This is a genomic window from Candidatus Nitrosopumilus sp. (genome assembly GCF_965263415.1).
Taxonomy (GTDB): Archaea; Thermoproteota; Nitrososphaeria; order Nitrososphaerales; family Nitrosopumilaceae; genus Nitrosopumilus.
Genome location: NZ_OZ253671.1, coordinates 1,259,485 through 1,284,087 on the forward strand (window position 1 = coordinate 1,259,485; position 24,603 = coordinate 1,284,087).

At 33.2% G+C, this 24,603-nt stretch carries 37 protein-coding genes and 1 tRNA gene; 23 read left to right on the plus strand and 15 right to left on the minus strand.

The annotated features are described in order from the left end of the window. Nucleotide 1: 1 nt before the first annotated feature. Genes ACQY22_RS08020 through ACQY22_RS08030 form a run of 3 tightly spaced genes read right to left on the minus strand, consistent with a single transcriptional unit; the run spans nt 2 to nt 1,519 of the window. A complete protein-coding gene (locus ACQY22_RS08020) occupies nt 2-1,027 on the minus strand; it encodes a DUF1297 domain-containing protein (RefSeq protein WP_428324171.1) in 1,026 nt (341 codons plus the stop codon). Nucleotides 1,028-1,054: 27 nt separating this feature from the next. Continuing rightward, a complete protein-coding gene (locus tag ACQY22_RS08025) occupies nt 1,055-1,264 on the minus strand; it encodes a hypothetical protein (protein WP_428324172.1) in 210 nt (69 codons plus the stop codon). Nucleotides 1,265-1,312: 48 nt separating this feature from the next. Continuing rightward, on the minus strand, nt 1,313-1,519 hold the full coding sequence (locus ACQY22_RS08030; RefSeq protein WP_428324173.1) for a hypothetical protein: 207 nt from the start codon (nt 1,517-1,519) through the stop codon (nt 1,313-1,315). Between the two features lie 90 nt (nt 1,520-1,609). On the opposite strand from ACQY22_RS08030, the gene aspS reads away from it, so the two are divergent. The 7 genes from aspS to ACQY22_RS08065 all read left to right on the plus strand — a co-directional run bounded on the left by aspS (nt 1,610) and on the right by ACQY22_RS08065 (nt 9,706). Beyond that, a complete protein-coding gene (gene aspS, locus ACQY22_RS08035; protein WP_428324174.1) occupies nt 1,610-2,920 on the plus strand; it encodes an aspartate--tRNA(Asn) ligase in 1,311 nt (436 codons plus the stop codon). Nucleotides 2,921-2,930: 10 nt separating this feature from the next. Next, nucleotides 2,931-3,197 carry an Asp-tRNA(Asn)/Glu-tRNA(Gln) amidotransferase subunit GatC gene (locus ACQY22_RS08040; RefSeq protein ID WP_012215253.1) on the plus strand — a complete coding sequence of 89 codons (267 nt, stop codon included), beginning with the start codon at nt 2,931-2,933 and terminating at the stop codon, nt 3,195-3,197. Beyond that, on the plus strand, nt 3,197-4,642 hold the full coding sequence (gatA, locus tag ACQY22_RS08045; protein ID WP_428324175.1) for an Asp-tRNA(Asn)/Glu-tRNA(Gln) amidotransferase subunit GatA: 1,446 nt from the start codon (nt 3,197-3,199) through the stop codon (nt 4,640-4,642). Before ACQY22_RS08040 ends, gatA begins: the two co-directional genes overlap by 1 nt. Continuing rightward, entirely contained in the window at nt 4,639-6,042 is a 1,404-nt protein-coding gene (gene gatB / locus ACQY22_RS08050) for an Asp-tRNA(Asn)/Glu-tRNA(Gln) amidotransferase subunit GatB (RefSeq protein ID WP_428324176.1), read from the plus strand. Before gatA ends, gatB begins: the two co-directional genes overlap by 4 nt. Nucleotides 6,043-6,045: 3 nt before the next feature. Then, nucleotides 6,046-6,309, plus strand: coding sequence for a hypothetical protein (locus ACQY22_RS08055; protein ID WP_428324177.1), 264 nt, complete (start codon nt 6,046-6,048; stop codon nt 6,307-6,309). Nucleotides 6,310-6,352: 43 nt separating this feature from the next. Next, nucleotides 6,353-8,278, plus strand: a complete 1,926-nt coding sequence (locus ACQY22_RS08060; RefSeq protein WP_428324178.1) for an AMP-binding protein — start codon at nt 6,353-6,355, stop codon at nt 8,276-8,278. A 69-nt stretch (nt 8,279-8,347) separates the two neighbouring features. Continuing rightward, nucleotides 8,348-9,706 (plus strand): pyridoxal phosphate-dependent aminotransferase, encoded by a 1,359-nt coding sequence (locus ACQY22_RS08065; protein ID WP_428324179.1) that lies wholly within the window; start codon nt 8,348-8,350, stop codon nt 9,704-9,706. Here ACQY22_RS08065 and ACQY22_RS08070 read toward each other — a convergent pair. The 3 genes from ACQY22_RS08070 to ACQY22_RS08080 all read right to left on the minus strand — a co-directional run bounded on the left by ACQY22_RS08070 (nt 9,703) and on the right by ACQY22_RS08080 (nt 11,997). After that, nucleotides 9,703-10,272 carry a hypothetical protein gene (locus ACQY22_RS08070; RefSeq protein WP_428324180.1) on the minus strand — a complete coding sequence of 190 codons (570 nt, stop codon included), beginning with the start codon at nt 10,270-10,272 and terminating at the stop codon, nt 9,703-9,705. The two genes, ACQY22_RS08065 and ACQY22_RS08070, sit on opposite strands and share 4 nt — an antisense overlap. A gap of 98 nt (nt 10,273-10,370) precedes the next feature. Continuing rightward, nucleotides 10,371-11,594: a TIGR00300 family protein gene (locus ACQY22_RS08075; protein ID WP_428324181.1), complete on the minus strand. Its 1,224-nt coding sequence runs from the start codon at nt 11,592-11,594 to the stop codon at nt 10,371-10,373. 55 nt (nt 11,595-11,649) lie between these two features. Beyond that, the gene (locus tag ACQY22_RS08080) at nt 11,650-11,997 is read right to left on the minus strand and encodes a hypothetical protein (RefSeq protein ID WP_428324182.1); all 348 of its coding nucleotides are present in this window, start codon (nt 11,995-11,997) and stop codon (nt 11,650-11,652) included. A gap of 77 nt (nt 11,998-12,074) precedes the next feature. Here ACQY22_RS08080 and ACQY22_RS08085 point away from each other — a divergent pair, with 77 nt between their 5' ends. Next, a complete protein-coding gene (locus ACQY22_RS08085) occupies nt 12,075-12,374 on the plus strand; it encodes a hypothetical protein (protein WP_428324183.1) in 300 nt (99 codons plus the stop codon). On the opposite strand, the gene ACQY22_RS08090 is transcribed toward ACQY22_RS08085, so the two are convergent. Beyond that, nucleotides 12,371-12,595, minus strand: a complete 225-nt coding sequence (locus ACQY22_RS08090) for a hydrolase (RefSeq protein WP_428324184.1) — start codon at nt 12,593-12,595, stop codon at nt 12,371-12,373. The two genes, ACQY22_RS08085 and ACQY22_RS08090, sit on opposite strands and share 4 nt — an antisense overlap. Further along, nucleotides 12,595-13,128, minus strand: a complete 534-nt coding sequence (locus tag ACQY22_RS08095) for an HD domain-containing protein (RefSeq protein WP_428324185.1) — start codon at nt 13,126-13,128, stop codon at nt 12,595-12,597. The genes ACQY22_RS08090 and ACQY22_RS08095 overlap by 1 nt, the downstream gene beginning before the upstream one ends. 80 nt (nt 13,129-13,208) lie before the next feature. On the opposite strand from ACQY22_RS08095, the gene ACQY22_RS08100 reads away from it, so the two are divergent. Next, complete coding sequence (locus ACQY22_RS08100) at nt 13,209-13,745, plus strand: cob(I)yrinic acid a,c-diamide adenosyltransferase (protein WP_428324186.1); 537 nt, start codon at nt 13,209-13,211, stop codon at nt 13,743-13,745. Nucleotides 13,746-13,788: 43 nt separating this feature from the next. Continuing rightward, nucleotides 13,789-13,862 (plus strand) — tRNA-Phe (locus ACQY22_RS08105). Between the two features lie 53 nt (nt 13,863-13,915). Here ACQY22_RS08105 and ACQY22_RS08110 read toward each other — a convergent pair. Continuing rightward, nucleotides 13,916-14,203 carry a hypothetical protein gene (locus tag ACQY22_RS08110; RefSeq protein WP_428324187.1) on the minus strand — a complete coding sequence of 96 codons (288 nt, stop codon included), beginning with the start codon at nt 14,201-14,203 and terminating at the stop codon, nt 13,916-13,918. Between the two features lie 241 nt (nt 14,204-14,444). On the opposite strand from ACQY22_RS08110, the gene ACQY22_RS08115 reads away from it, so the two are divergent. The 4 genes from ACQY22_RS08115 to ACQY22_RS08130 are packed head-to-tail and all read left to right on the plus strand — an operon-like array spanning nt 14,445 to nt 15,702. Further along, on the plus strand, nt 14,445-14,771 hold the full coding sequence (locus ACQY22_RS08115; protein WP_428324188.1) for a hypothetical protein: 327 nt from the start codon (nt 14,445-14,447) through the stop codon (nt 14,769-14,771). A 34-nt stretch (nt 14,772-14,805) separates the two neighbouring features. Next, nucleotides 14,806-15,045: a hypothetical protein gene (locus tag ACQY22_RS08120; RefSeq protein WP_428324189.1), complete on the plus strand. Its 240-nt coding sequence runs from the start codon at nt 14,806-14,808 to the stop codon at nt 15,043-15,045. Then, complete coding sequence (locus tag ACQY22_RS08125; RefSeq protein ID WP_428324190.1) at nt 15,039-15,257, plus strand: Lrp/AsnC ligand binding domain-containing protein; 219 nt, start codon at nt 15,039-15,041, stop codon at nt 15,255-15,257. The genes ACQY22_RS08120 and ACQY22_RS08125 overlap by 7 nt, the downstream gene beginning before the upstream one ends. Nucleotides 15,258-15,291: 34 nt before the next feature. Continuing rightward, complete coding sequence (locus tag ACQY22_RS08130) at nt 15,292-15,702, plus strand: VOC family protein (protein ID WP_428324191.1); 411 nt, start codon at nt 15,292-15,294, stop codon at nt 15,700-15,702. On the opposite strand, the gene ACQY22_RS08135 is transcribed toward ACQY22_RS08130, so the two are convergent. Both ACQY22_RS08135 and ACQY22_RS08140 read right to left on the minus strand, forming a co-directional pair. Then, entirely contained in the window at nt 15,699-16,085 is a 387-nt protein-coding gene (locus ACQY22_RS08135) for a hypothetical protein (RefSeq protein WP_428324192.1), read from the minus strand. The two genes, ACQY22_RS08130 and ACQY22_RS08135, sit on opposite strands and share 4 nt — an antisense overlap. A 53-nt stretch (nt 16,086-16,138) precedes the next feature. After that, on the minus strand, nt 16,139-16,510 hold the full coding sequence (locus ACQY22_RS08140; RefSeq protein WP_428324193.1) for a hypothetical protein: 372 nt from the start codon (nt 16,508-16,510) through the stop codon (nt 16,139-16,141). 137 nt (nt 16,511-16,647) lie between these two features. On the opposite strand from ACQY22_RS08140, the gene ACQY22_RS08145 reads away from it, so the two are divergent. Next, nucleotides 16,648-16,794, plus strand: a complete 147-nt coding sequence (locus ACQY22_RS08145) for a hypothetical protein (protein WP_428324194.1) — start codon at nt 16,648-16,650, stop codon at nt 16,792-16,794. Between the two features lie 14 nt (nt 16,795-16,808). Here the strand turns inward: ACQY22_RS08145 and ACQY22_RS08150 are convergent, their stop codons facing one another. Together ACQY22_RS08150 and ACQY22_RS08155 are read right to left on the minus strand one after the other, a co-directional pair. Then, nucleotides 16,809-17,600, minus strand: a complete 792-nt coding sequence (locus tag ACQY22_RS08150; protein ID WP_428324195.1) for an adenylate/guanylate cyclase domain-containing protein — start codon at nt 17,598-17,600, stop codon at nt 16,809-16,811. A gap of 9 nt (nt 17,601-17,609) precedes the next feature. Further along, the gene (locus tag ACQY22_RS08155; protein ID WP_428324196.1) at nt 17,610-17,732 is read right to left on the minus strand and encodes a hypothetical protein; all 123 of its coding nucleotides are present in this window, start codon (nt 17,730-17,732) and stop codon (nt 17,610-17,612) included. A 71-nt stretch (nt 17,733-17,803) separates the two neighbouring features. Between ACQY22_RS08155 and ACQY22_RS08160 the strand changes: the two genes are divergently transcribed. Both ACQY22_RS08160 and ilvA read left to right on the plus strand, forming a co-directional pair. After that, the gene (locus ACQY22_RS08160) at nt 17,804-18,640 is read left to right on the plus strand and encodes a hypothetical protein (RefSeq protein WP_428324197.1); all 837 of its coding nucleotides are present in this window, start codon (nt 17,804-17,806) and stop codon (nt 18,638-18,640) included. 179 nt (nt 18,641-18,819) lie between these two features. Further along, entirely contained in the window at nt 18,820-20,028 is a 1,209-nt protein-coding gene (ilvA, locus tag ACQY22_RS08165; protein ID WP_428324198.1) for a threonine ammonia-lyase, read from the plus strand. Here the strand turns inward: ilvA and purE are convergent, their stop codons facing one another. Further along, on the minus strand, nt 20,029-20,604 hold the full coding sequence (purE, locus tag ACQY22_RS08170) for a 5-(carboxyamino)imidazole ribonucleotide mutase (RefSeq protein WP_428324199.1): 576 nt from the start codon (nt 20,602-20,604) through the stop codon (nt 20,029-20,031). It lies immediately after the preceding gene. 98 nt (nt 20,605-20,702) lie between these two features. Between purE and ACQY22_RS08175 the strand changes: the two genes are divergently transcribed. From ACQY22_RS08175 to ACQY22_RS08195, 5 genes are read left to right on the plus strand one after another with little or no spacing between them, the layout of a single operon-like run. Further along, nucleotides 20,703-21,845 (plus strand): 5-(carboxyamino)imidazole ribonucleotide synthase, encoded by a 1,143-nt coding sequence (locus ACQY22_RS08175; RefSeq protein ID WP_428324200.1) that lies wholly within the window; start codon nt 20,703-20,705, stop codon nt 21,843-21,845. A 34-nt stretch (nt 21,846-21,879) separates the two neighbouring features. Continuing rightward, complete coding sequence (locus ACQY22_RS08180; protein ID WP_428324201.1) at nt 21,880-22,269, plus strand: hypothetical protein; 390 nt, start codon at nt 21,880-21,882, stop codon at nt 22,267-22,269. Between the two features lie 11 nt (nt 22,270-22,280). Beyond that, on the plus strand, nt 22,281-22,418 hold the full coding sequence (locus ACQY22_RS08185; RefSeq protein ID WP_428324202.1) for a hypothetical protein: 138 nt from the start codon (nt 22,281-22,283) through the stop codon (nt 22,416-22,418). Further along, nucleotides 22,408-22,674, plus strand: a complete 267-nt coding sequence (locus ACQY22_RS08190) for a hypothetical protein (protein WP_428324203.1) — start codon at nt 22,408-22,410, stop codon at nt 22,672-22,674. The genes ACQY22_RS08185 and ACQY22_RS08190 overlap by 11 nt, the downstream gene beginning before the upstream one ends. 36 nt (nt 22,675-22,710) lie before the next feature. Beyond that, nucleotides 22,711-23,379, plus strand: coding sequence for a nucleotidyltransferase family protein (locus ACQY22_RS08195; RefSeq protein WP_428324204.1), 669 nt, complete (start codon nt 22,711-22,713; stop codon nt 23,377-23,379). 9 nt (nt 23,380-23,388) lie between these two features. Here the strand turns inward: ACQY22_RS08195 and ACQY22_RS08200 are convergent, their stop codons facing one another. Further along, nucleotides 23,389-23,535 (minus strand): hypothetical protein, encoded by a 147-nt coding sequence (locus tag ACQY22_RS08200; protein WP_428324205.1) that lies wholly within the window; start codon nt 23,533-23,535, stop codon nt 23,389-23,391. 102 nt (nt 23,536-23,637) lie between these two features. Here ACQY22_RS08200 and ACQY22_RS08205 point away from each other — a divergent pair, with 102 nt between their 5' ends. Next, the gene (locus ACQY22_RS08205; protein WP_428324206.1) at nt 23,638-24,603 is read left to right on the plus strand and encodes an LLM class flavin-dependent oxidoreductase; all 966 of its coding nucleotides are present in this window, start codon (nt 23,638-23,640) and stop codon (nt 24,601-24,603) included.

Below are 24,603 nucleotides of genomic sequence, written 5' to 3' on the forward strand. Positions count from 1 at the left end.
TTTATGTTGTGACTTTATCTAATTGATTAGATTCTGTAGCCATTTTTACTTCTCTTGCAATTCTTTTACCCATACTCATGGTTTCATTGAATAATAGAGAATAATATGGAGAGCCATCCATGTAGATGTTAGAGCCTGCAACAATTCTTGCTGAAAATTCAAATGATGTGAATTTTGCATTCTCATCATAAACTCCTTCTATGCAAAATGGACCATTCATTCCAGGTGCTACTACTCTTTTAGCAGCTTCAACAAAATTCTCACCCATTGTGTATACTTCATCTAACAATGATTCTCGTAATACTAGTGGACTATTACCAATAACATTGAATGATGGAACTTTGTCTGATTTTAGTTGTTGTTCAGCTGGGATTCTTCCCAACCCCTCAATATCTGATTCGTGTCTTTGATCAACTCCATAGAATTCTAACTCTTCTTTTAGTGGAGAATAGAAAAATGTCAGATATGCTAAAACACCTGCTGCATACTCTTGAATGTACAATGTTTCATCTTTAGAAATTACTCCTTCAGCAATCAATTGATTTCTTTTTGTATTGTAATCTTCTTCATTTGCTGCCATAAAGTAACCTTTGCCTCCGGCTGCTCCTTGTCTTTTTACAATTGATAATTTTTCAATTTCACTTGGATTTGTGACAGGTTTTGGCATTGGAAGGGTTGCTTCTCTCATGAGTTTTTCTTTCATCTCTCTATCTGACTCCCATCTTAGAATCCATTTGTTACCAAAGATTGGAGTCTTGATTGACTCAATCTCTTCAGAACTCATTTGTGCAATCAGAGTTCCATGAGGAATCAACACTGCATCATTTTCTGCTAATTTGGATTGGCATTTCTCATCAAGAACTTCTTTGAATTTGTCTACTATGATTAATTCATCAATAAATGGAAACCTACGGTATAATTTTTCACGTTTTTTTTCACAAACTAGAATTGTTTTCAAACCCTCATCTTTGGCCCCTTTTAGAACTTGTAATGAACAGTGAGAACCTAATGTTGCAATAGAGGTCATGCTATGCTTATCCTAGAATTTTGTACTTTATGAACTATGTGCGGATGTGACATATTGGAATACCTCATCTATCAATTCAACACTGAGCTCTGATTTGAGATCTTCTGGAATTACCTTTAAAACAAAATCATACATTGTTGTATTTTTTGGAAGTTCTTCTCTTTCTTGTAATAAAGAAAATACTGCTATCCCATTTGAGATGATTGCCACAATCTTTTCTTTTTCTGAAAGAACCATGGAAATTGTCAAAATTACGGGTAAATTAATGTAAATTTTATCTTGATCTCAAGATATTGACTTTGTCATTACTTGATTAAATGATTGAGTGGTCTTGGTATCTGTATTGAGTATGTCTAATTCTAGTGAAATATCATGTCCACCAGCATCTGGTTCTTGTTGAGATGCATGAAATCCAACATATCCTGCTACTACGATGATAAATCCAATAACAATTGCCATCAATACGTCCATCTTGTTTTGGAATGAAATCACTACTGGCTATAAGCATTATGAAAATTGAGGGATTTTCAATTTTTGAATATAAAAATTAATTACACCATGAAATATGGAGTACAGTAAATTATGATAGAAACTGAATTAGGAACTTTACGTAGATCTCATTATTCTGATGAACTCAACTCTTCGATGGATGGCACACAAGTCACTGTTATGGGATGGGTTCTAACAATCAGAGGACATGGAAACATCAGTTTTGCTACAATCCGAGACAAAAATGGTGATATCTCTATTGTTGCAAAGAAAGGAGATTGTCCAGATGATGTTCGTGAAAAGATCTCTTCTCTCAAAGCACATTCTTCCATCGCAATTACAGGAAATGTGAAATCCTCTGAAAAAGCCCCTAGCGGATACGAAATAGTTCCTACTGAACTTAGAGTGTTTTCTGAAGTTGAAAAAATCCCTCCCTTTGAACCAATAGCTAAAACTGTCAAAAATATTGATACAAGATTAGAGGTAAGGCCTATTGATCTTAGACGAAAGGTACTACAACATATCTTTAACACAAGAAGTTTAGTTTTAAAATCAATTCGTAGTTACTTTAATGATCAAAATTTTGTTGAAATCAATACCCCAAAGATGATTGCTACTGCAACTGAAGGTGGTGCTGCATTGTTTCCAATATTTTACTATAACAAAGAAGCATTCTTAGCTCAGAGTCCTCAGTTGTACAAAGAACAACTGACAATGAGTTTTGAGAAAGTTTTTGAGATTGCTCCAATCTTTAGAGCAGAACCATCTAGAACAAATCGTCATCTTGCTGAAGCAATATCAATTGATTTGGAAGAAGCATTTGTTGATTACAATGATGTAATGAGTAGAATTGAAGAGATTATCAAAATTTCAATTAAAACTGTAAATGAGTATGCAAAAGATAATCCTGACACAGAATTTACAATTCCTGAAATACCTGATTCTATCCCCCAATACTCTTATGATGATTTAGTTGATAAAATGCAAAAGGCCGGTGCAAAAACTGAATGGGGCGATGATTTGTATCCATCAAATCTTAAAAAAATTGGTCTTGAAGGATTTTATTTCATCAAAGATTGGCCATTAGCACCAAAACCATTCTATGTTAAAGACAGCAAATCTAATCCAAAAATCTCTGAATCATTTGATTTGATGTTTGGTGATTTGGAGCTATCTTCTGGCAGTACAAGAATTGAAAAACGTGGAGAATTAGCAGAACGAATGAAAAACAAAGGCATGAACACGGATGCATTTGAGTACCATCTTGGTGCATTTGATTATGGAGTTCCTCCTCATGCTGGATGCGGTATTGGTCTTGAGAGGTTGATTATGGCCTTGACAGGCACCGAAAACATTCGTGATGTAACATTTTATCCAAGAGATGTTGATAGACTAACACCATAGGTGTGGTAAAATGGTTACAGAAGAAGAGATTGAGAAAGTAGCAAAATTAATGAAAATCGAAGTTGATGATCATAAAGAGTATGTAGATAAAGTACATGCCATGATTGATTATTTTGATATTTTAGACTCTGCTGGAGTAGAAGATGAAGAAATCTCTATGCAAGAAATTCCCATTACTGCTTTACGTGAAGACAAACACATCCCATTTGATGAAAAATTAATTGAAAAACTAAATCACTACAAAGGAACCTATGTTAGAGCACCAAAGATGTCATAATGAATCTAAAAATTTCTGCCCTAGACTATGTACAAGAAGTACAAAATGGAAATATCTCTGCTGAAGATTTCACTGCAGCAACTTTGGAACAAATTCACAGTGTAGATGAAAAACTACATGCATTATTGTCTGTAAATGATGACGCCGTTGATCAAGCAAGGGAAATTGATAAGAAGATAAAATTCGGTCAAAAAGTAGGTGCTTGTTTTGGAATGCCAATATCAATTAAAGACAACATGTGTATCAAGAACAGCAAGACTACCTGTGCTTCAAAGATGCTTGAGAATTTTATTGCTCCATATGATGCAACAGTAATTTCAAAACTCAAAGAACAAGATGCAATTTTCATTGGAAAAGCAAACATGGATGAATTTGCAATGGGGTTAACAACTGAATTTAGTGCATTTGGCCCAAGCAAAAATCCTTGGAATGTAGATTATATTCCTGGAGGTTCATCTGGTGGTAGTGCTGTTTCTGTAAGTGCATTTGAATGTGTAGCATCACTTGGTTCTGATACTGGGGGTTCTGTTAGAAATCCTGCCAGTTTTTGTTCTGCAGTAGGTTACAAACCAACATATGGTTTGATTAGTAGATATGGGTTAATCTCTTATGCAAACAGTATAGAGCAGATTGGCCCTGTAACTAGAACCGTAAAGGACACGGCATTTTTACTAAACATGATAACAGGACTGGATCCTAATGACAACACTACAGTTGATAACAAAAATGAAGACTATCTTTCAGGCATAGATTCAGGCGTGGAAGGCAAGAAAATCGGCATAATCAAAGAGATGATGGCCGAAGGTACAGATCTTGCAGTATTATCGGCTACAAAAGATGCCATATCAAAACTTGAAAGTCTTGGTGCAATATGTGAAGAAGTATCCCTGGATATGGTGAAATATTCTGTTGCTACATACTACACAATTACTGCAACAGAAGCTGGAAGTAATCTAGCAAGATATGATAATTTACGATATGGTTATGATTTTCCTGTTGAAGGATACGAGTTTAATTCTTACATCCAAAAAGCAAGAAAAAACTTTGGACCTGAAGTAACAAGAAGAATGATCATCGGAGGATTTGTTCCATCTGCAGGACATGCTGGAAAGTATTTCCTAAAAGCACTAAAAGTAAAAAATAAACTTACAAAAGAAATCAACGAAGCATTTCAAAAATATGATTTATTGATTGCTCCAACTGTACCAATATTGCCGTTTAAACTTGGAGAAAAAATTAATGATCCTGTTGCATTATTCTTAGTTGATATTAACACTGTTACTGCAAATCTTACAGGAAAACCTTCTATCTCAGTTCCATTTGCTGTATCCAATGGGTTACCAATTGGAATTCAATTATTGGCAAATTCTATGAATGATAAAATGTTACTTCAAGCAGCACATGCACTTGAACAAACTGTAAAATTACCGGAGATTCCATTATGACAAAAATTGGTTTAGAGATTCACTGTCAATTGACAAATCTTGAAAGTAAATTATTTTGTTCATGTAAAGCAAATTATCGTCAATTTGAAATTAATGAAAATATTTGTCCTGTGTGCATGGGATTACCTGGAAGTTTACCTAGATTAAACCAAGATGCTGTGAAAAAAGCAACCATGATTGCAATGGCATTAAACTGTTCAACTCCTGATAAAATTGCATTTTTTAGAAAAAATTATTTTTATCCAGATTTACCAAAAAACTTCCAAATTACTCAACTAAACATTTATGGTGATACTAGTGTTGGCGGTCCTGGTTCTATCGTGGTGGGGGATAAAAAAATTAGAATTACTAGAATCCAACTTGAAGAAGACCCAGGAAGGCTGATTTATGAGGGAAGTTCTTCTAAAAACCAAATCACTCTTGTTGACTATAACCGTGCAGGCACACCTCTAGTTGAGATTGTTACAGAGCCTGACTTTGAAAACCCCAAACAAGTAAGGGAATTTCTTAACATATTGTCTGATTTGTTAGAGAATCTAGGTGTGTCTGATCCTAGTCTGGAAGGTGCGATGAGAGCTGATGCAAACGTTTCCATTGAAGGTGGCAAAAAAGTTGAGATAAAAAACATTGGTTCATTCCATGATTTAGAAAAAGCAGTTCATTTTGAAATCACAAGACAAGAAAGTTTGCATTCTCGTGAAATTGAAATTGCACAAGAAACTCGTCACTGGGATGATAAAAGAAAGATAACAATTTCATCACGTTCTAAAGAAGAAGCACTAGACTATCGTTATTTCTTGGAAGGGGATATTCCTTGGGTTACAATTGATCCTGGGATTCAAGAGAAATTAAAATCTGAAATGCCTGAAAGTATTAGTTCCAAAAAAGAAAGATATGTTTCAAAATACAATATTCCTAATCAAGTTGCAGATGTTTTATCATCTGATAAATTTTATTCAGACTTGTTTGAAGATTCACATACTGAATCTAATGCAAAAGAGATTGCAAATATCATTACAACTGATTTAATGGGATTAGTTGACACTAGAGAAAAACGTGAAGAATCAAAAATCACTGCAACCCATTTACGGGATTTAGTTGATGCAATTCAAACTGGAAAGATTTCAAGAAACTCTGCAAAAAATGCATTATATGAAATTGTAAAAACTGGCAAAGTTCTATCTCAAGTGATGGATGATCTGGATTTAGGAAATGTTTCTGATGAATCAGAATTACTTACAGTTATCAAAGATGTGATTTCCGAGGAACCTCAAGCAGTAGAACAAGCAAAATCAAATCCTCAAACAATAAACTATCTTGTCGGCAAAGTTATGCAAAAAACAAAAGGTAAGGCAGATCCTAAACTGACATTGAATTTGTTAAAAAAACAGATTGAATAAGACATGTCTGAACTTTCCCTTGAGGATATAGAATTTATCAAAATCTTGGCAACATCTGATGCCACTGTACTTCAAGCAGGCATGAATGATGCCACTCGTAAGAGATTAGATGAACAAATAGGTGCGATATTGAGGGAATATTATCATGAAAATACAACATTTTCTGGAACTAAACGAATCAAAGAGTTTGAGAATGCAGGGATTACAGAAGATCATGGAAAAGCAGCAATTGCTTGTGCCAGACGTCTTGGAATCGATATATCATAATCTAAAATCTTTTTACCGTCTATCTGATTTTAAAAATTGAATATTGTCTAATTTTGAATTTGTTCCCGAACAAAACCAAGTTGAAGAATCCAATATTTTTCGTTTTATGCAAAAACATGGAATATCATCTCTATCTGAATTGTCCCTAAAGGCAAAAGATGAATTGGAATGGTTTTGGCAAGAAGTTGACAAGGATATTGGAGTGATTTGGGATTTTCCATATTCTAAGACATTAGATTCCTCAAATGGAATTGCACATTCTAAATGGTTTGTTAACGGTAAAACAAACATCTACAAATCCACTGTTGAAAAATTTGTAAAAATAATTCCAAATAAAACTGCATATCATTTTGTTTCTGAAGATGGAATAACATCAAATCTCTCTTATTTGGAATTAGACAATAAGGTCTCAAAACTTGCAAATGGTTTGAAATCATTGGGTGTAAAAAAAGGAGATGTTGTAGCGATTTATCTTCCAATGATTCAAGAAGCAATTTTGGCAATTTTAGCATCTGCAAAAATTGGGGCAATACAAACTGTAATTTTTTCAGGATATAGTACTGAATCACTTCACATCCGATTGCAAGATTGTAATGCAAAAGTTCTTTTTGTTTCAGATGGATTTTTTAGAAAAGGAAAAGCAATCTCTCAAAAAGAAACTATGCAAAAAGCAATTCAAGATACTCATGTAGAAAAAACAATTGTTGTAAAATACAAAGGAGTTGATCAATATGAAAAATCTCAAAATATTGTTTTTTATGATGAATTAACAGAATCTCTGGATCTTAACTGTTCCACTGAAATAATGGATTCAGAAGATCCACTCTTTATCTTGTATACCTCGGGCACCACGGGAAAACCAAAGGGAGTAGTGCATGTTCATGGGGGTTTTTCTGTATTTGCAGGGCATCAGGCAGCATATCTGATTGATTTACAGGCACAAGATGTTCTATTTTGGCCTGCAGATATTGGATGGATTACAGGTCTTGTTTGGAATGTATATGGGTTGTTGATAATGGGTGCCAGTTCTGTGATTTATGATGGAGCATTAGATTTTCCTCATTCGGATAGAGTTTGGAGGATTCTTTCTGATTATGATGCAACAATTTTTGGAATTTCTCCTACTGCTACAAGATTATTTAAGAAAAACAACGAAGAACCACTGAAAAAATTCTCACTTGATAAAATCAAAAACATCCCAACAACTGGTGAACCACTTGATGAAGACTCTTGGTGGTGGTTATTTGAAAAAGTTGGAAACAAAAAAATTCCAATTATGAACTTGTCTGGAGGTACTGAAATTGGTGGTGCAATGCTTTCGGTTTTTCCTGGTATGAAATTAAAGCCATCAACTGTAGGAATCCCAGTTCCTGGAATGAATCTTGATGTAGTTGATGATAACTGTAATTCTGTTCAAAACAAAAATGGATATCTAATAATAAAATCTCCTTGGCCCGGAATGACACGTGGATTATTAAATGACAATGAACGATTTATTGAAACTTATTGGTCTCATTTTGAAGATATTTGGTTTCATGGTGATTATGTCTTTGTAGATGAAGATGATCTTTGGTATATGAGAGGAAGAACTGATGATGTCATAAACGTTTCAGGACACCGAATGAGTACTGCTGAAATTGAACATATTGTAATTTCACATGAAAAAATTTCTGATGCTGCATCTATTGCAATTCCTGATGATTTGACCGGAGAGGCAATTGTAGTTTTCTTTGTTGCAGATAACAAAGAGGATTCTAATTTAGAAAATATTGTTACTAATTTTATCAGTGAAAAGATTGGTAAAGTTGCAAAACCAAAGCATGTATTTCAGTTGACAGATTTGCCAAAAACTAGAACAGGTAAAATTATGAGAAGATTACTAAAATCAAAACTATTGGGAAAAGAGTTGGGTGATTTGTCCTCTCTGGAGAACCCTCAAATTCTAGAAGAAGTTCCAAAAATTGGTTAACATTTACTAACTTTTTGATACTTTCTATTTCACGTTTTATGTAATAATCAAAATGCCTGATACTGAGTATTGAAATTTGTAGTTGATCAGCAAGTTGAAGATATTGAGATGCCTGAAAATCTCAAATTAAACACATTTTTGCAAGAATTTCACTCTGATTGCACTCATCCTGAATGTGGTTTTGGTTTCTATGGTTTTGCTTTTGGGCAATCCCCTTTTCCTGTACCTAGACTAATTCAAGAGGCTCTAATCAAAAATGTAAACAAGGGAGAATATGCAGCAGTACCAGGTATCCCTGAACTAAGGAATGCAATCTCCAAATACAATAAACATTATTTTGGAATGGATGTATCTCCTGATAGAATCTATGTTGGTCCTGGAACTAAAGAACTAATCTTTAATCTTTTAGAAATTTTACATGGAACAGTAATTTTACCTACTCCTGCATGGTTAGGTTACCTTCCTCAAATAAGATTCCTCAAGAAAAATTATCACATGTTGCCAACTCGCGCAAATAAGAAAATTGCACCAAATGATCTTAGACGATTAGCCTTAAGATTACAAGACCGACAGAAAATTTTGATACTAAACAATCCTCACAACCCTACAGGATTACTTTACAATCGTTCAGAACTTGAAGAGATTGCGGATATTTGTAGAGAACTAAACATAACTGTGATCTCAGATGAAATTTATGCTCAAACCACATATGATTTTTCAAAATTTGTTAGTATGGGTAAAATCTATCCTGAAGGAACATTTGTTACAAATGGTTTATCAAAATCTCATGCTGCAGGTGGATATAGACTAGGTTATGTTATCTTACCACAACATGCAACTGATCTTAGAGCCCAATTTAAAAAAATTCTTGCAACTGAATACACTGCAGTATCTACTCCAATTCAATATGCCGCAGTACCGGGATTTGAAATTAGTCATGAGATGGATGAATATTTTGAGATTACAAGAAACATTCACAAGATAATGGGTGAATACACATATCATAGATTAACATCCATTGACGGAATCAAAGCAACAAAACCTGAAGCAACATTCTATTTGTTGGCAGATTTTAATGCATATGCACCTGAATTACAAAAAGCAAAAATTAGAACTTCACAAAAATTATCTGAATCATTAATTGTACATCCATATCACACAGCAATAGTTGGCGGAGATAGTTTGGTACTTGAAAGAACTGATTTTAGCGCAAGAATCGCATATGTTGATTATGATGGTGTTGCAGTTTATCAGAATTATCAAGAAAATAGACCAAAAACCCACTCTGAGAGAACTGAATTTGTGACTAAAAATGCTCCAAAGATAGTTGCAGGGTTAGGTATGATTGAAAAATTCTTTGGTGCATTGAAAAAAGATGCAGTGAACGAATTAATGTTGATGAAAAATAACCTGAAAATTCCAAATTAAGATTGGAGTTTCTTTTCTAACGCCTCAAACTCTTCAAGTGATATTTCACCTTTTGCCAATCTTATTTGAAGAATATTCAATGGGTTTGTTCTTGTTATTGGTTTGATAATTTTGTTTTTGATTGTATCTTTGTTAATTGAAATTTGTCTTGTATTGTCATTGACGTTTCTTTTTATTCCATATACTGCACCAAATAATATTCCTAATCCTCCAATTGCTAAAATCATGTTTACTGTTTCAGAATTATTTGTTTGAACTGGTTCTTGATGAACTAGTGTTGCATCAGCTTCCTGAATCAATTCTTTTTTAAGAATTGAATCTATCACTGAACTCTCTCCATTACTACTCCCCACAGCTTCTTCAATGGTAATGTCTGGATAGTTTCTATCAAACCATGACTTGTATGTTATTTCATTGTAATATCTATCCAAATAGTATTGAGGATCTTTATTTGGATCTACAAAATCTGCTAGTTTTACAGTTTCTGCAAATACATCATTTTGTATTGGGATTAAAATCATTGAAAAAATCACAAACATGAATCCGATTTGTATTGTCTTTTTCAATAATGGTTATTTGTCATTTTTTCATTTAAAATGTGCGTACTATTCTTTCATATGAAAAAATAGCAAGTTTTATTAGAATTAGAAATTTTGTACGTAGATTATCTCTTTTTTCTAATCTGTTGTGCAATCATTGGCAAAAATGCCCCGACATCAGATACAATTCCTAATGCTTGCCATGTACCTCTATCCATCAGTTTTGTTACTGTTGGTTGATTGATATCTACAACAATTACTTTGACATTTGCAGGAAGCATGTTTCCTGTTGCAATTGAATGAAGCATGGTTGAAATCATGATAACCATTTTTGCATCTTTTAGAACTTTTTTGTATTCTCTTTGAGCTTGTGCTACATCCGTGATTACATCTGGTAGTGGGCCATCATCTCTGATAGAGCCTGCCAGTACAAATGGCACCTTGTTCTTTACACATTCATACATGATTCCTTTGGTAAGCTTCTTTGTTTTTACCATGTTTACAATAGAACCTGCCTTGAATACAGAATTGATTGCATCCATGTGATTTCTGTGACCATGATATGCCAAAGTGGCATCATGAACATTCATTCCTAATGATGTTCCTATGGTTGCATATTCTATATCGTGAACTGCTAATGCATTTCCTGCCAAGACCCCGTCAATGTAACCTGATCTTATTAGTTCAGATACTGCATCTGATGCTCCTGTATGTACAATAGCTGGACCTCCTACAATCACAATCTTTCCACCTTTCTTTTTTGTATTGTAAATATCATCAGCTACTTTTTTTGCAATGTGTTGAGTTGGTCTTTCACTAGAGCTAGAACTTCCCATAAATTCAAAGACATTGGAGCCTTCTCTTGGCCTTTCAGGAGGATTGATTTTAACGCCTCCTTCTCCTACAATAATCTGATCACCTTTTTTGACATCTCTAACAGGAACACAAAATGCTCTGTTTCCTTTTACCACGATACACTTGTCCATCATCATGTTTTCTACTTGAATCCATTTTCCTTTATGGAAAACTTGTGTATGGTTGTTAGTTGTACTGTAAAAATTATCTGGCATAACAAAGTTTTTTGGAGATTTTTTTAGAGCAATCTCCTTTTGAACTTTTGATACTGCACCTTCTCTGTAAATTGTTTGTAAAATCTCATCAAGATGTTTTTGGTTTTTACCATTAACTAATAGTCGTGCATACGATTGATCTTTTTTTCTTTTACCAATATTGATTTCTTGTACTTGAAATTCTCCTTGCAAATCCATTATTTTATCAAAGATTTTGGTTAGGATCAATGAATCGATTAAATGTCCACTAACTTCGATCTCTTGGGAAAATTTACTCATTTTACTATACTCCATACAATCATAACAAAAGCTTTACGTTTTATTTGAGGCTAAATCACACTGGGAGGATTACCTTGCCTTCAAATTTTGGTATATTGTCTGATTCAAATGCTTTTTCTAATTTTTCTTTTTGTTCTTTGGTTACGCCTTGAACAATTGTTTTAGATGCACCACTATTGTCTACTAAAGCTAGAATGTATCCGCTATTATCTGTCAAAACAAAACCAGCAGATTCATCAACAAATGCATAAAGATTTTCTTCTCCAACAGGTTTCCATACATTTGATTTTGTATCTGTTAATGCTAATGCAGGCATTGCTTTTCCATCCGTTAGTTTATTGAGATATTCTCTTGCATCTGCTACTCTTTTTTGACCTAGTTTTAGTGCTTGAAAATATTGCATAATTGACAAAATATCTGATTGTTATAAAAACAATATTGCCACAAAAGATAGTTATAGAATACCACGCAAAAAATTTCATGCCTCTTACAAACAACGTGATAATCAAATTAAATGAAATTACTACAATGGTAGAAGACAAATCAAAACTGTCTGAATCTGAAATAGATGAAATAAAATCAATTTTCAAGGAACTAGTAAAAAATGGAGAGAGATATGATGTGGATGAAATTGAATTTTGGTTTGAAAATGAAGGTAGTTGGAAAACGAGAGAACCTAGAGTAAGAATTGCAAATCTTTCAAATTATATCCAAGATAAACATCAACAAACAGCTCATTTGCGTATAATGTCTGATGATGATTGTAGTTGTGGTAACTAAACTTCTAACTGTTCTAGTAATCTAGCTACGATTTTTGCATTTTCTGTTCTTTCGTTAAGAATTTCATTTAATCTAGTTTCATTATTTTCTTTTTTTGTGATGATTTCAAAATATTCTTCATCCAAATCACTATTGGCTTGTAATCTTTTAATAACTTCAAACAATATTCCTATAACTTGTTTTTGTGCATCAATTAACTCATCTTTTTCTGTTTCAGACATTATCTCTCATTGACTATCTTTGTAAATAATTCTTTTAATTTTGGATGAGTTATACTTGATTTTGCAGATTCAAAAAAAGTTTCTAATTTTTCTTTAGAATAGCCTTTAGATTGGTAAATTTTTGCTTGAAGTGCCATCTCTAGTTTATCAATCTGGTGAACAATCTTACTTTCATCAGAATTATTTTCCTGAAATTCTTTCCAAATTGCTGCATAATTTTGCATTATTGATTCAGGTAATGTGTTAAGAATTTCGTTGAATGCAGAATTTTCTAATTTTTGTTTTTCTTCTATTGACATCTTATCTGGAACAATATCTCCTACCTTTGATTCTGCTAAATCGTGCAATAGAATCATTTTGAGAATTTTTTCTGAATTCAAATTTTCCAAATCTGAAATTACCATTCCAATAACTGCCATAGAAAAGGTATGATCTGCAACAGATTCAGGGTTGTCTATGGATAGTTTTTCAATCCATCCTTGCCGTGAAATATCTTTTAGATTTGCCGCAGTTTGAATGAAATCTTCAATCATTGTAAAAGAAAATAACTAGTCTCCTAAAGAGTTTTGAGATTTTAGAATAACATAATAGTTGAAACAAGCCATGTAATTTTATGAAAATATACACAAAAACAGGAGATGATGGAAATACTGGACTGCAAGGAAATTTACGTATATCAAAATCTCATCCAAGAATATTTGCATATGGTGCTGTAGATGAAGCAAACGCTGCTTTAGGTATTGTTTTAACAAATACTTTAGATGATGACATATTCAATGTACTTAGAAAAATTCAAAATGATTTGTTTGTTGTAGGTTCTGATTTATCCAACCCTAATCTTAATGATGTAAAAAACAGAGTATCTTTAGAAATGATTCAAGAACTAGAGCAAAATATAGATAAATTCGAATCAGAACTTCCACCATTAACCAATTTCATACTGCCTGGAGGCTCTATCTCTGCATCTCAATTGCATTTTGCCCGAACTATTGTACGTAGAGCTGAAACCCTAACTGTCCAACTTACAGAAAAAGATGAAATTAATTCAAACTGTATAATTTACCTAAATCGATTATCTGATCTATTTTTTATTATAGGTCGATTAATCAATAAAAGAAATGGCACAGAAGACATTCTTTGGAAGATCTAAAAAGACACACTTTAATTCCTCGATAAAATCATTTTTTTCAAGTGCCGTGGTAGCTCAGCCTGGGAGAGCACTCGGCTGAAGACCGGGCTGTCGCGCGTTCAAATCCCGCCCGCGGCACTTTATAATTTTAAAAAAAATAATGGGTGATTTTGAGTTTAATTTCTAACTCATCATGCATCTACTAAATTAAAGAAACTTTTTCCAGAGGCTGATTTTTCAGAGACACACTTTACTGGTCCTAATGAATTACCATTATTGACATCTGAACGTAATTTTTCATTACTGAATTTCTTTACAATTGCCACTCTTGTTGTGTGGAATTTATTCACAAAATTTCCTTCGATCTCAAAAGTTTCTTTAGTTGTAATTTTTACTCCTTTTGTAATTTGATCTCCTTGTGCGTAATCCGAATCTTCAATGAAGGTAATTGTAAATGCTTTATCGCCAATTTTTGCCAAGCTGACTGAATCGCCTATAGTTGCATAATCTGCTAATGTTGCTATCTTCTTTCACCTCCCAATAAATTACCAAAAACTTGTTTTTTGATAAATTCAACTTTGAGTAAATTCTTGACTCAGATGGCTACTTTGATCTATTGTCAAAAAAGAATTGTTTGATCGGATAATATGTAGTAAATTTGCGAAAAACAAATTCTACAAAATCTTTAAAAATAACGCAAACTCTTGATTTTCGACATTCATGGCTGAAAAAAAATCTACAAAGAAAGCAACCAAATCAAAAGACACTAAGGCTAAAACAACCAAATCCAAGGCCAAAACAACTAAAGAAGCAAAGACAAAAGCCACAAAATCCACGGCAAAAACCACAAAATCAAAGACAACCTCAAAGGCTAAAACAACCAAATCCAAGGCCAAAACTAGCAAATCCAAGAATAAGAAAGAAGAACCTGTTGGAGATATGGGAATAGTCATAGTAGATGATGATATTGAGATTGATCAAGAAAAAGTTAACGAAGAAAGACGTGCTTATCTTGAAGAAGCAAGGTCTCAGGAAGCATTTGACTAGGAATCTTTATCCGATTCAATAACGTAGTACTTGTATGCGTGCACTATGTCTAATTACTGTAAAACCTGGTAAAGTGGATTCAGTAGTTCAAATTTTAAAGAAAAAACGCAAGGTTGTAAAACAAATCATGGTAGTTACTGGTAGAGCAGACATTAGTGTTCTTTTGCAAGGAGGAATTGATGAAATCAATAACATGGTAATTGATTTTAAGAAAATTAAAGATATTGTAACTACTGAAACATTGATTGAAGTGGAGGTAAATCTAGGTTGGTAAGAGCCATTATTTTAGTAAAATCTCCAAAAAAACTGATTGCAGCAAGACTAAGAAAAGTTAATTCTGTATCTGACTCTTTTCCTACTAGTGGTCAGTTCGATGCTGTTGCCATCATTGATGTTGAGCAACTTGTTGAAATCAAAGAGGTGGCCAATCAAATTCAAAAAATCAACGGTGTTGAACGAACTGAAACCATGGTTGAAGTTCAATGACAATTAATTTAAACAACTACGAGGTAGATCTCCTGTGAATATCAAAAAAGTCGGAAATGTGATTTTGGCTGTAAAAGACCTAGACAAATCAATTCAGTTCTACAATGAAATTATTGGCTTACCAATAAAAAACCAAAGAAGAACATGGGTTGATTTGGGTACATCTGGAGCTTTATTGAGTCTCCACCCAGCTTCTCTAACAGAGCAACATGGAAATGCTCTAGAAAGTGGAATCACAGTCGGTTTTCTAGTCGGAGATGTAAAATCTGCAATCGAGGAATTAAAAGAAAAAGGAGTCAATATTCATCGAGACGTTGTTGAGAAAGATGCAGGCAAAAATGCTGTGATTTCAGATCCTGATGGTTATTTGATTTCTTTGTTCGAACCAAGTTTCTCAGATAAAGCTGAACAAACTGGTGGATACCACGGTTTTACACCTGCTTAGACAATCTTCTTTATTGAAGAAATAATTTTTTCTAAGCCTTTTTCTTTTCTATTGATAGAAACATAATATGTAATTTCATTTTTTTGTACAAGTACAATTGTTACTTTTTGATGTTGTAGTATGACATGTTCTAATTTTCCAACAGTGCTTGCAGTGTTTTTTCTTAAAGATATCAATGTGGAAATTATAAAAAATTCATTTTTTACCTGTTCAGATTTTAACAATGGTTTAAGATTTGGTTGAACAATTCCTGCTAAAGTTCTTCCATAAACATTAATCACACCTGCATATCTTACACTCTTTGAAGTATCAAGAATTTTCTGACATTGTTTTCTGTATTTTACAACAGTTTCTTTCCACTTGTCTGCAGGAGTTTTAACCATACTGAAAATTGGATTTGCAACTAATAAGGATTATTCTAAAGTTTGAATAATTTTTAATCTTGTTTTTTTGATTCTTTTTCTAATTTTTTCTTTAATTCTGTATTTTCTTTTAACAGTTTATCATTTTCAGCTTTAAGTGTTTGAACAGAATTTTGTCTAGTGTATAATGGATGACCTGGGGGAACTATTTGATTTCCAGTTAACAGTCCTGATGCATATTGCTGATACATGTGTTGAAATCCTTGAAGTTTTTGATTGAGTGTTTCAGCATTTTTTGAGAATTGTTCTTTTACAGGATTTTGATGAATGCCAAACATTGGATGTGTTAATCCTGGTGGCAATCTAGGAAATTGAAGTGCCATGTGCGGAGTATTTGGATTCAATCCATAGAGGTCTTGTAGGTGTTTTTGTACGTGTTCTTCCACAAATCTAGTCTAATTTTGCTATATTTCTGCCTTGCTTTACGCATTTGATATACCGTTTAGTAAAATCTGAGTCATTTTTGCTCAATTTGAGCTGATCGGAGATCCTTATAGATTCCCAGTTTAGATCGCTGGTACGCATGGCAGAAACAAAAAAGACATGTCTTAGATGTAAAAAAGACATTGCAGAACAGGATCTACACAAGATAGTAATCTATGTCGTTCAGGAAAAATTCACAGAACATCATTATGAACATGTAGAATGTCCTGACAAATTTACTGTGTAAACAAAACTTTTGATTTATCCTTTAAACTCGTAAACTTTGTAAATCTCACCAGTGACTCTGGAGCGATATTTCCATTCATCTTGTTTCCATAGAACTTCAACAAAATCTCTTTGAAAATTGGGGTGTAATCTTTGATAGACATCTTGTCCAATTAAAATTTGATTAGGTTTTGCCATGTTTTGGATTTTAGCTGCAATATTCATTGCAGGCCCCATCACATCTACATGAGATTGTTGCTCATCTGCTCCATATCTTACTACAATGTTTTTCCCAAAATCTACTCCAATTTTTACCATCAAATCCGGATAATCATATTGATTCAAAATTGGGTTAATCCCTTTTTGAATTACAGTAATCATGGATTTAGCACAGTTAACTGCATTATCTGATGCAAGTAATCCGTTACTTTGTGCATCAAAATATCCAATTACAGCATCTCCTACAAATTTGAGAACATATCCTTCGTATTGTCTAATAACAGCTGCCATTTCTTGTGCAAAAGAGCTGATGATAATTGCAATTTTTTCTTCAGGCATTTCCAAGGTCATGGTAGTTGAACCAACCAAATCAACATAAAGTACAACTAAATCTAATTTTGAAAATACATTTTTTCTCAAAAATGCATCAGATTCATCAGCAACTCCTGAATACTGATATCCTTTCTTTAATGCACCCCATACTCGTTTTTGAGTTTCTAAAATCATTGATTCAGAATCTAATGTCTTCTCAGATGCAGAACTAAGTAGCATATCTACTACTTTATCTTCACTAGAATCCGATTCTTTTTCTACACTGTTTTCAGCCATTTCTCTCTCCTATTCTAAAGGAAATTCCTGTCCACATTGGGCACATTTTCCTCTTTTACCCTTATATCCTTCATGATAGTATTCTTCAATTTCACCATCACATTCATCACAGGAAAAACGGGAACCTTCCATGCCTAAAATCCCTCAATTACATATTTAGACATTGATGAAGGTTTAATGCGAGCAATAATTTGGTTAATTTTGTGCGTTTAGGTACAAGATCCCCCAATGAATTCATTCAACTTTTGAACCAAAAAAATGATCTTATTCAAAAATCATTCCTTTCAAAAATTTTAGACATGACAAAAATGATCGATACCAAAGTTATGTTGGGCGATGCAACTGTTTCTGAACAAAAAACTTTTGATCCAAAACTAGTGATGGATTATTTTCAAAATATTGGTAGAAATCTCAAAGACTGGTCCATACAAGATGTAACCATATCAAACAACGAAGATCTTCGAAGAATTTTCATGAAGTTTGAAATCATGGAAGGAAATTATTTGATTTCAGGACATATCTCAATACAATTTCATGTTTTGTTGTATTACAAACCAGTTCAAAGAGTAATTGATTGTCAAAAAGAACTAGCTGAAATTATAGATATGACCAAAAACAAAGAAGAAGAATTATCAAATAATAGTGATCAGTATGTGTTAGACAAATTAAAAGAAATGGGATACAAGGATTTTGATCACCAGAAACTCTTTGAAGTTTTTTATGAAAACGACGAGTTTCGAGAAAAAGTATTTTCAGAAATTGAAGAACAATCAGGAGTTGATTTTCAAAAACTATCTGAAAAGAAAACTACATTGTTTAATGAATTGGATTCCCTTTTGGTTGAAACATATCAAACAACTCCCACATTAATTGATGATTCAAAACTTGTAACAGGTGAAGAGGGATGTTTATGTACATTTGATTTAGAGTTTGTAAAAAATAATACTAGAGAAGGGTTGTTTGATCCTAGAAAAATGTCTGAATCGGCAAAAGAAGGTATTGTAAAACGATTAGACGAGTTTGCTACCATAATTAACTAAAAGACCAAGGAATCAGATATGAGAAAACTTCTCACAGGGGAGTCTGATTCCCTGATATGCTTTTAACGCAATTTGTTTACTATTTAGGCATTCCTAGAAATTTACGCATAAAATTTGACTAAAAAAATAATTTTTGTATAGAAGAAGTCAAATACATCGTTTTCTTAGCAACATTTCCAATGAACCCAACATTTGATGAGATAAAAAAAGCAGATTCTATGCGAGGAGATGAAATAAAGAAAACTCCTTTAATTCATTCACCTACTTTTAGTGATCTTACAAAATCCGAAGTTTATCTTAAAGCAGAGTTTAGACAAAAAACTGGTTCATTTAAAATTCGAGGAGCTTATTACAAAATCAAATCATTATCTGATGAAGAAAAGAAACAAGGAGTGGTTGCAGCATCTGCGGGAAACCATGCACAAGGTGTTGCATTAGCTTCTGCTCTTGAAGAAATTCCATGTACCATAGTTATGCCAAAAAATGCATCCCCTGCAAAAGTGTCTGCAACAAAAGGATATGGTGCAAATGTTGTCTTAGAAGGAGTAAATTATGACGAATCTTCTACAAAAGCAAAGGACATTGCAAAAGAAACTGGTGCAACTATGATACATGCATTTGATGATCCGCAAATTATTGCTGCACAAGGAGTTATCGGTTTAGAAATACTAGATGATTTGCCTGATGTTGATGAAGTTTATCTTCCAATAGGAGGTGGCGGATTAGCAGCAGGTACATTAATTGCAATTAAAGAAAAAAACCCTAACGTTCAGGTTATTGGTGTACAATCAAAATCTTTTCCATCAATGTATGAATCCGTAAAACAAGGCGCAATTACTGCAAGTGGTGGCGCAAGAACAATCGCTGATGGTATATCCGTAAAAGTTCCAGGACAGTTAACGTTTAGTATAATTAATGAACTCATAGATGAAGTTGTTCTAGTAGATGATACTGAAATTACAAAAGCAATGTTTCTTTTAATGGAGCGAATGAAGTTTGTAGTAGAACCAGCTGGTGCTGCTAGTTTAGCTTATTTGATTTCAAAGAAGCCTGCTCCAGGCAAAAAAGTAGTTGCTGTATTGGCAGGTGGAAATGTAGACATGTATCTATTGGGTCAAATAGTAGACAAAGGTCTTGCTGCCATGGGCAGATTATTGAAATTATCTGTATTACTGCCTGATAGACCCGGTGCTTTCAAAGAAATTGTAGATGTAATTACTCTTGCAAATGCCAACATTGTGGAAGTTGTTCACGACAGATTGAGTTCAAATGTTAATGCAGGTTCTGCATCAGTTACTATGAATTTAGAAACTCAGGGGAAAGAGCAAGCAGATGCATTGATTGACACATTAAGAAAGAAAGATGTTCAATTCACATTATTAACATAACTATTTGAATTTCTTTTTAGCAAAAGAAGATAATCCTTGTTTCTTCATCATTTCTGATTCTTTAACAACCGATTCATGTTGATTAGATTTGTGTTGTTTTAGTTTATTTTTGAGTTCAGGGAATTTGTTTGCTAAAACTTTCATTGCATAAATTCCTGCATTACCTGCCTTGTTTACCCCTACTGCAACTACAGGAGATCCTGATGGCATTTCAGTAATAGACAACAATGAATCCAATCCCCCAAACGCCGAAAATTTTTCAGTGTCTGTTTTTTTGTGGTGTTTGTCATTGTAAACTAGTATGGGTACGCCAATTACTGGAATAACTGTGTGTGATGCAATCATACCTGGAAGATGTGCTGCACCTCCAGCACCTGCAATAATTATATCAAAACCCATTTTTTCTGCATGTTGAGCATATTCTGCTAATCTAGCTGGAGTTCTGTGTGCTGAAATGATTTGATCTTCATGTTTTACTTTAAACTCATCAAGAATTTCAGCGGCTCCTTTCATTATTCTAGAGTCGGAACTAGAACCCATTATGATTCCAACAAGAGGCTTTTTTGAATATGTCACAATATTAGAAAAAACTAGTTAGTAATTAATGATAACGATTTAGGTTTTTGATGAATCTATAGCATTAGCTATTTTTATTCCATAATATTTGATGTAGTATGGCAAAAATTCTAGGGATCATAGGCGGAGGACAGCTTGGAATGATGATAGCAGAAGCTGCCAAAAAGATGCCTGAAAATGTTTCAAAAATCATAGTATTGGATCCTACGGAAAATTGTCCTGCAGTACAAGTAGGTGCAGAACAAATTGTTGCAGATTTCAAAGATAAAAATGCCATAATTGAACTCTCAGAAAAATCAGACATCATAACATACGAAATTGAGTCTGGAGATAGTGATGTGTTAAAATCTGTTGAAAAAAATGCAGAAATTAACCCCTCTCCTGAAACACTACATACAATTCAAGACAAATTTTTACAAAAAACATTTCTAAAAGAACATGAAATTCCTGTTCCTGAATTTATAGCGATTTCAAACATCGAAGATGTAAAAGAAGGTCTGAAAAAATTTGGATATCCTGTTCTACTCAAAGCAAGACGTGATGCTTATGATGGAAGAGGTAATTTTAAGGTGGATTCAGAAGATATGATTCAAACTGCATATGATTATTTCAAAGGTCAAAAATTGATGTTAGAGAAATTCGTCCCATTTAAAATGGAGGTATCTGTAATTGCTGCAAGAAACACCAAAGGTCAAATCAAAACATTCCCCCTAGTAGAAAACATTCATGAAGAAAATATTTTGCGTGAAACAATTGCACCTGCTAGAGTTTCTTTAGAAGTAACTGAGAAAGCTGAAAAAATTGCCAGTCAAACTATGGATGTACTAAAAGGTGCAGGAGTGTTTGGGATTGAAATGTTTGTAACGCAAGATGATCAAATTGTAATTAATGAAATTGCACCTAGGGTTCACAATTCAGGACACCATACTTTGGAATCAAGTGAAACTTCTCAATTTGAACAACATTTACGTGCAATTCTAGGATTAGAACTTGGCAGTACCAAACTTTTACGTCCTACAATAATGTACAACATCTTGGGGACAAAAACTTTTGAAGGTGAATACAAACCTTTGGAGATTCCTGATGAAAACCTATTTCTCAAAATGTATGGAAAGAAGGTTTCCAAACCTATGCGAAAATTAGGTCATTTTAATCTCATATCAACAAACGATGAATCTATTGATGATTTGTTGAAAAAATTAGAATCGATAAAACCTAGGGCAGTAGTTCAATCTATCTGATTAAGTTTATTAATTGTGATAGAAAAAAATCATCATGGCACTAACTGCAGGATTGATCATTACTGGAATCGCAATAGGGTTGCTTTTGATTTATGCTGCAGATGTTGGTGTTGCAATGTCTTCAGACAGTGACTATGGCTTTTTGCCCCTTGATCATATGCAAAGAGGTATGGGATTAGGCGCACCTGCATTAATTTTGCCAATTATTGCATTCTTCATATCTCTAAAAGAACCATCCAAAGGGTTGGGAGTCATGATAATCATTACAGGTATTTTGATCATACTTGGAGGAATTGTAGTAATGGTAAATCCAGCACCAGCAGCTGAAACTTCTGATAGAGATCCTATGGCTTCAATGGCCATGATGTTAATTCCAGCCATAATCCAATTGGCATTGGGCGGAATAAAGATCGCAAAATCATAATTGAGAAGATCATGCCAATTTGTGCAAAATGTAGTAATGATGTAAAAAAAGTCTATGATTGTGATCATACTGATTTTGAAGAATATTGTGTAGAATGTTATACTGAACTCCACTACTACATGACAGAAAGTGAGAATAATGCTAACTGAACGTGAGATAGCCATCTATGCATTAGGAAAAACAGAAGGGGTTCATTCCATAGCTGAAACTCTAGGAAAAGGTCTTGATGATGAAAAATACATTGAGTCTTGGAATAAAACTATGAAATTGTTAGGTATTGAATTACAATTAAAAGAACTAGAGAAAATTTACAAGGAATTTGCTGAGAAGATGGAGCAAATAGTTGATGAATCGGAATCAAAAGATAATGATAGTATGGGTAAGAAAACACAAAAATCAAAATAGAAAATTTTGATATACTCTAAAAATTAGACAAATTCATTGAAAGCAATTATTTTGGCTGGAGGTCGTGGAAAGCGACTAAAACCTGTAACTGATTATGTGCCAAAGCCCCTTGTTCCAATAAAGAACATACCAATAATAGAATGGCAGATTAGATATCTCAAAAAATTTGGAATTAAGGAGGTCATTATTTGTACAGGTTACAAAACAGAGATGATTGAAAACCATTTGAACATGAAAGATATTGGAATCAAAATAAAATTCTCTATTGAAAAAACACCATTAGGTACTGGAGGAGCGATAAAAAAAGCAGGGAAACTGATCAATGAAAAATCATTTTTTGTGTTAAATGGAGACACAATCACAAATATTGATTTGAAAAAATTGCAAAAAAAGAAAAATGCAATTGCTGCAATTGAATTAAGAACAAAATATGGTATTTTAGAAACTAATAATGACCAGATTTTAAATTTTAGAGAGAAAAAAGAAATCTCAGATACATGGATGAATGCAGGGATTTATCATTTAGAAAAAACAGTTCTAAGAGAACTTCCAGATAAAGGAGATATTGAAAAAACAGTTTTCCCAAAATATGCAAAAAAAGGTACTCTAAATACTGTTAAATTTAAAAATACAAAATGGTATTCTGTAGATTCATTCAAAGATATGGAAGAATGTGCAATAGAAATAGAGAAAATAATAAAATAGATTTTTGATTTATGCACCGGTTCTGTGCAAGGTTACCATCATGTATGCTACTTCTTCTACAAAGGATTCATCTTTGCTGGTTGAAGCATATTTTGTGGCGTCATTCCAAAAAGTTGATTCTTGGGACGATGTTTGTGCAAATATTTGTTCGCTCAACTATGTTCAGTGTACAGATTTTCGAATAATACGGCACCTCAATCAAAATTAACCCAATGCTAAAACAGAACACTAGAATATCCAATCAGTCATAGGTATTTCATGCGTATTGCATGTAGTTTAGGCTCGATGTTGTCCGTAAATGAGGTTCTAAATTGCACTGAAATCATATCTAAAACCCACACAGATGCAATTTGGGTGCCTGAAACATGGGGTATGGAGAATTTTTCAATGCTAAGTGCAGTGTCAAGCAGGACTTCTGATCAAAAAATAGGCTCATCAATTATCAATATCTATTCTCGCAGTCCTGCAGCAATTGCAATGGGAGCAGTCACAGTAGATACAATATCAAAAGGAAGAATGGTTTTAGGTCTGGGGACAAGTAGTTTGCCTATTGTAGAAACCTTTCATGGATATAATTTTGAAAAGCCTTTACAGAGAATGAAAGAATATGTAGAAATAATCAAATTAATAACATCTGGAAAACCAATTAATTATTCAGGAAAAATTTTCAATTTGAAAAATTTTACATTATTGATCAAACCACAAAGAGAATCAATCCCAATATACATTGCAGCAGTTAATGAAAAAATGGTAAATCTAACATGGGATATTGGAGATGGTGTGATTTTTTATCTTAGACCTAAAAATGAAATGAAAGAAACGATTCAAAAAATGCAATCAAAAAAGAAAATAGATGTTACATGTCAAATAATTACATGTGTATCAAATAATGCTGAAGAAGCAATAGAACGTGCAAAAAAAACATTGGCATTTTACATATCAGTTGGTAAAATCTATAGAGAATTTTTAGCAAAAAATGGATTTGAAAAAGAAACATCAAATATATTTGAAGAGTTTAAAAAATCAGGATTTTCATCAAATCATGAATTAGTTCCAGATTCAATGCTAAAAGAACTTACAATATCTGGCACTTCTGAAGAGTGTAAGAAACAACTAGATGCATTTAGACAAACAGGTATTGATTTGCCAATAATACAATTCAATCCAGTAGGCAATACAATGGAATCATTTGGTTTATTACAAAAAACATTTTTGGATGAATAA

What these genes read in the sequence shown, in the direction of transcription:
- ACQY22_RS08175 (WP_428324200.1), top strand. Translation starts at nt 20,703, where the DNA reads ATGGCAAAAATTCTAGGGATCATAGGCGGAGGACAGCTTGGAATGATG.
- ACQY22_RS08075 (WP_428324181.1), bottom strand. Translation starts at nt 11,594, where the DNA reads ATGAGTAAATTTTCCCAAGAGATCGAAGTTAGTGGACATTTAATCGAT.
- ACQY22_RS08085 (WP_428324183.1), top strand. Translation starts at nt 12,075, where the DNA reads ATGCCTCTTACAAACAACGTGATAATCAAATTAAATGAAATTACTACA.
- ACQY22_RS08020 (WP_428324171.1), bottom strand. Translation starts at nt 1,027, where the DNA reads ATGACCTCTATTGCAACATTAGGTTCTCACTGTTCATTACAAGTTCTA.
- ACQY22_RS08025 (WP_428324172.1), bottom strand. Translation starts at nt 1,264, where the DNA reads ATGGTTCTTTCAGAAAAAGAAAAGATTGTGGCAATCATCTCAAATGGG.
- ACQY22_RS08205 (WP_428324206.1), top strand. Translation starts at nt 23,638, where the DNA reads ATGCGTATTGCATGTAGTTTAGGCTCGATGTTGTCCGTAAATGAGGTT.
- ACQY22_RS08100 (WP_428324186.1), top strand. Translation starts at nt 13,209, where the DNA reads ATGAAAATATACACAAAAACAGGAGATGATGGAAATACTGGACTGCAA.
- ACQY22_RS08155 (WP_428324196.1), bottom strand. Translation starts at nt 17,732, where the DNA reads ATGGAAGGTTCCCGTTTTTCCTGTGATGAATGTGATGGTGAAATTGAA.
- ACQY22_RS08040 (WP_012215253.1), top strand. Translation starts at nt 2,931, where the DNA reads ATGGTTACAGAAGAAGAGATTGAGAAAGTAGCAAAATTAATGAAAATC.
- ACQY22_RS08135 (WP_428324192.1), bottom strand. Translation starts at nt 16,085, where the DNA reads ATGGTTAAAACTCCTGCAGACAAGTGGAAAGAAACTGTTGTAAAATAC.
- ACQY22_RS08180 (WP_428324201.1), top strand. Translation starts at nt 21,880, where the DNA reads ATGGCACTAACTGCAGGATTGATCATTACTGGAATCGCAATAGGGTTG.
- aspS (WP_428324174.1), top strand. Translation starts at nt 1,610, where the DNA reads ATGATAGAAACTGAATTAGGAACTTTACGTAGATCTCATTATTCTGAT.
- ACQY22_RS08090 (WP_428324184.1), bottom strand. Translation starts at nt 12,595, where the DNA reads ATGTCTGAAACAGAAAAAGATGAGTTAATTGATGCACAAAAACAAGTT.
- ACQY22_RS08055 (WP_428324177.1), top strand. Translation starts at nt 6,046, where the DNA reads ATGTCTGAACTTTCCCTTGAGGATATAGAATTTATCAAAATCTTGGCA.
- ACQY22_RS08115 (WP_428324188.1), top strand. Translation starts at nt 14,445, where the DNA reads ATGGCTGAAAAAAAATCTACAAAGAAAGCAACCAAATCAAAAGACACT.
- ACQY22_RS08190 (WP_428324203.1), top strand. Translation starts at nt 22,408, where the DNA reads ATGCTAACTGAACGTGAGATAGCCATCTATGCATTAGGAAAAACAGAA.
- ACQY22_RS08145 (WP_428324194.1), top strand. Translation starts at nt 16,648, where the DNA reads ATGGCAGAAACAAAAAAGACATGTCTTAGATGTAAAAAAGACATTGCA.
- ACQY22_RS08185 (WP_428324202.1), top strand. Translation starts at nt 22,281, where the DNA reads ATGCCAATTTGTGCAAAATGTAGTAATGATGTAAAAAAAGTCTATGAT.
- ACQY22_RS08080 (WP_428324182.1), bottom strand. Translation starts at nt 11,997, where the DNA reads ATGCAATATTTTCAAGCACTAAAACTAGGTCAAAAAAGAGTAGCAGAT.
- ACQY22_RS08120 (WP_428324189.1), top strand. Translation starts at nt 14,806, where the DNA reads ATGCGTGCACTATGTCTAATTACTGTAAAACCTGGTAAAGTGGATTCA.
- ilvA (WP_428324198.1), top strand. Translation starts at nt 18,820, where the DNA reads ATGAACCCAACATTTGATGAGATAAAAAAAGCAGATTCTATGCGAGGA.
- ACQY22_RS08150 (WP_428324195.1), bottom strand. Translation starts at nt 17,600, where the DNA reads ATGGCTGAAAACAGTGTAGAAAAAGAATCGGATTCTAGTGAAGATAAA.
- gatA (WP_428324175.1), top strand. Translation starts at nt 3,197, where the DNA reads ATGAATCTAAAAATTTCTGCCCTAGACTATGTACAAGAAGTACAAAAT.
- ACQY22_RS08095 (WP_428324185.1), bottom strand. Translation starts at nt 13,128, where the DNA reads ATGATTGAAGATTTCATTCAAACTGCGGCAAATCTAAAAGATATTTCA.
- gatB (WP_428324176.1), top strand. Translation starts at nt 4,639, where the DNA reads ATGACAAAAATTGGTTTAGAGATTCACTGTCAATTGACAAATCTTGAA.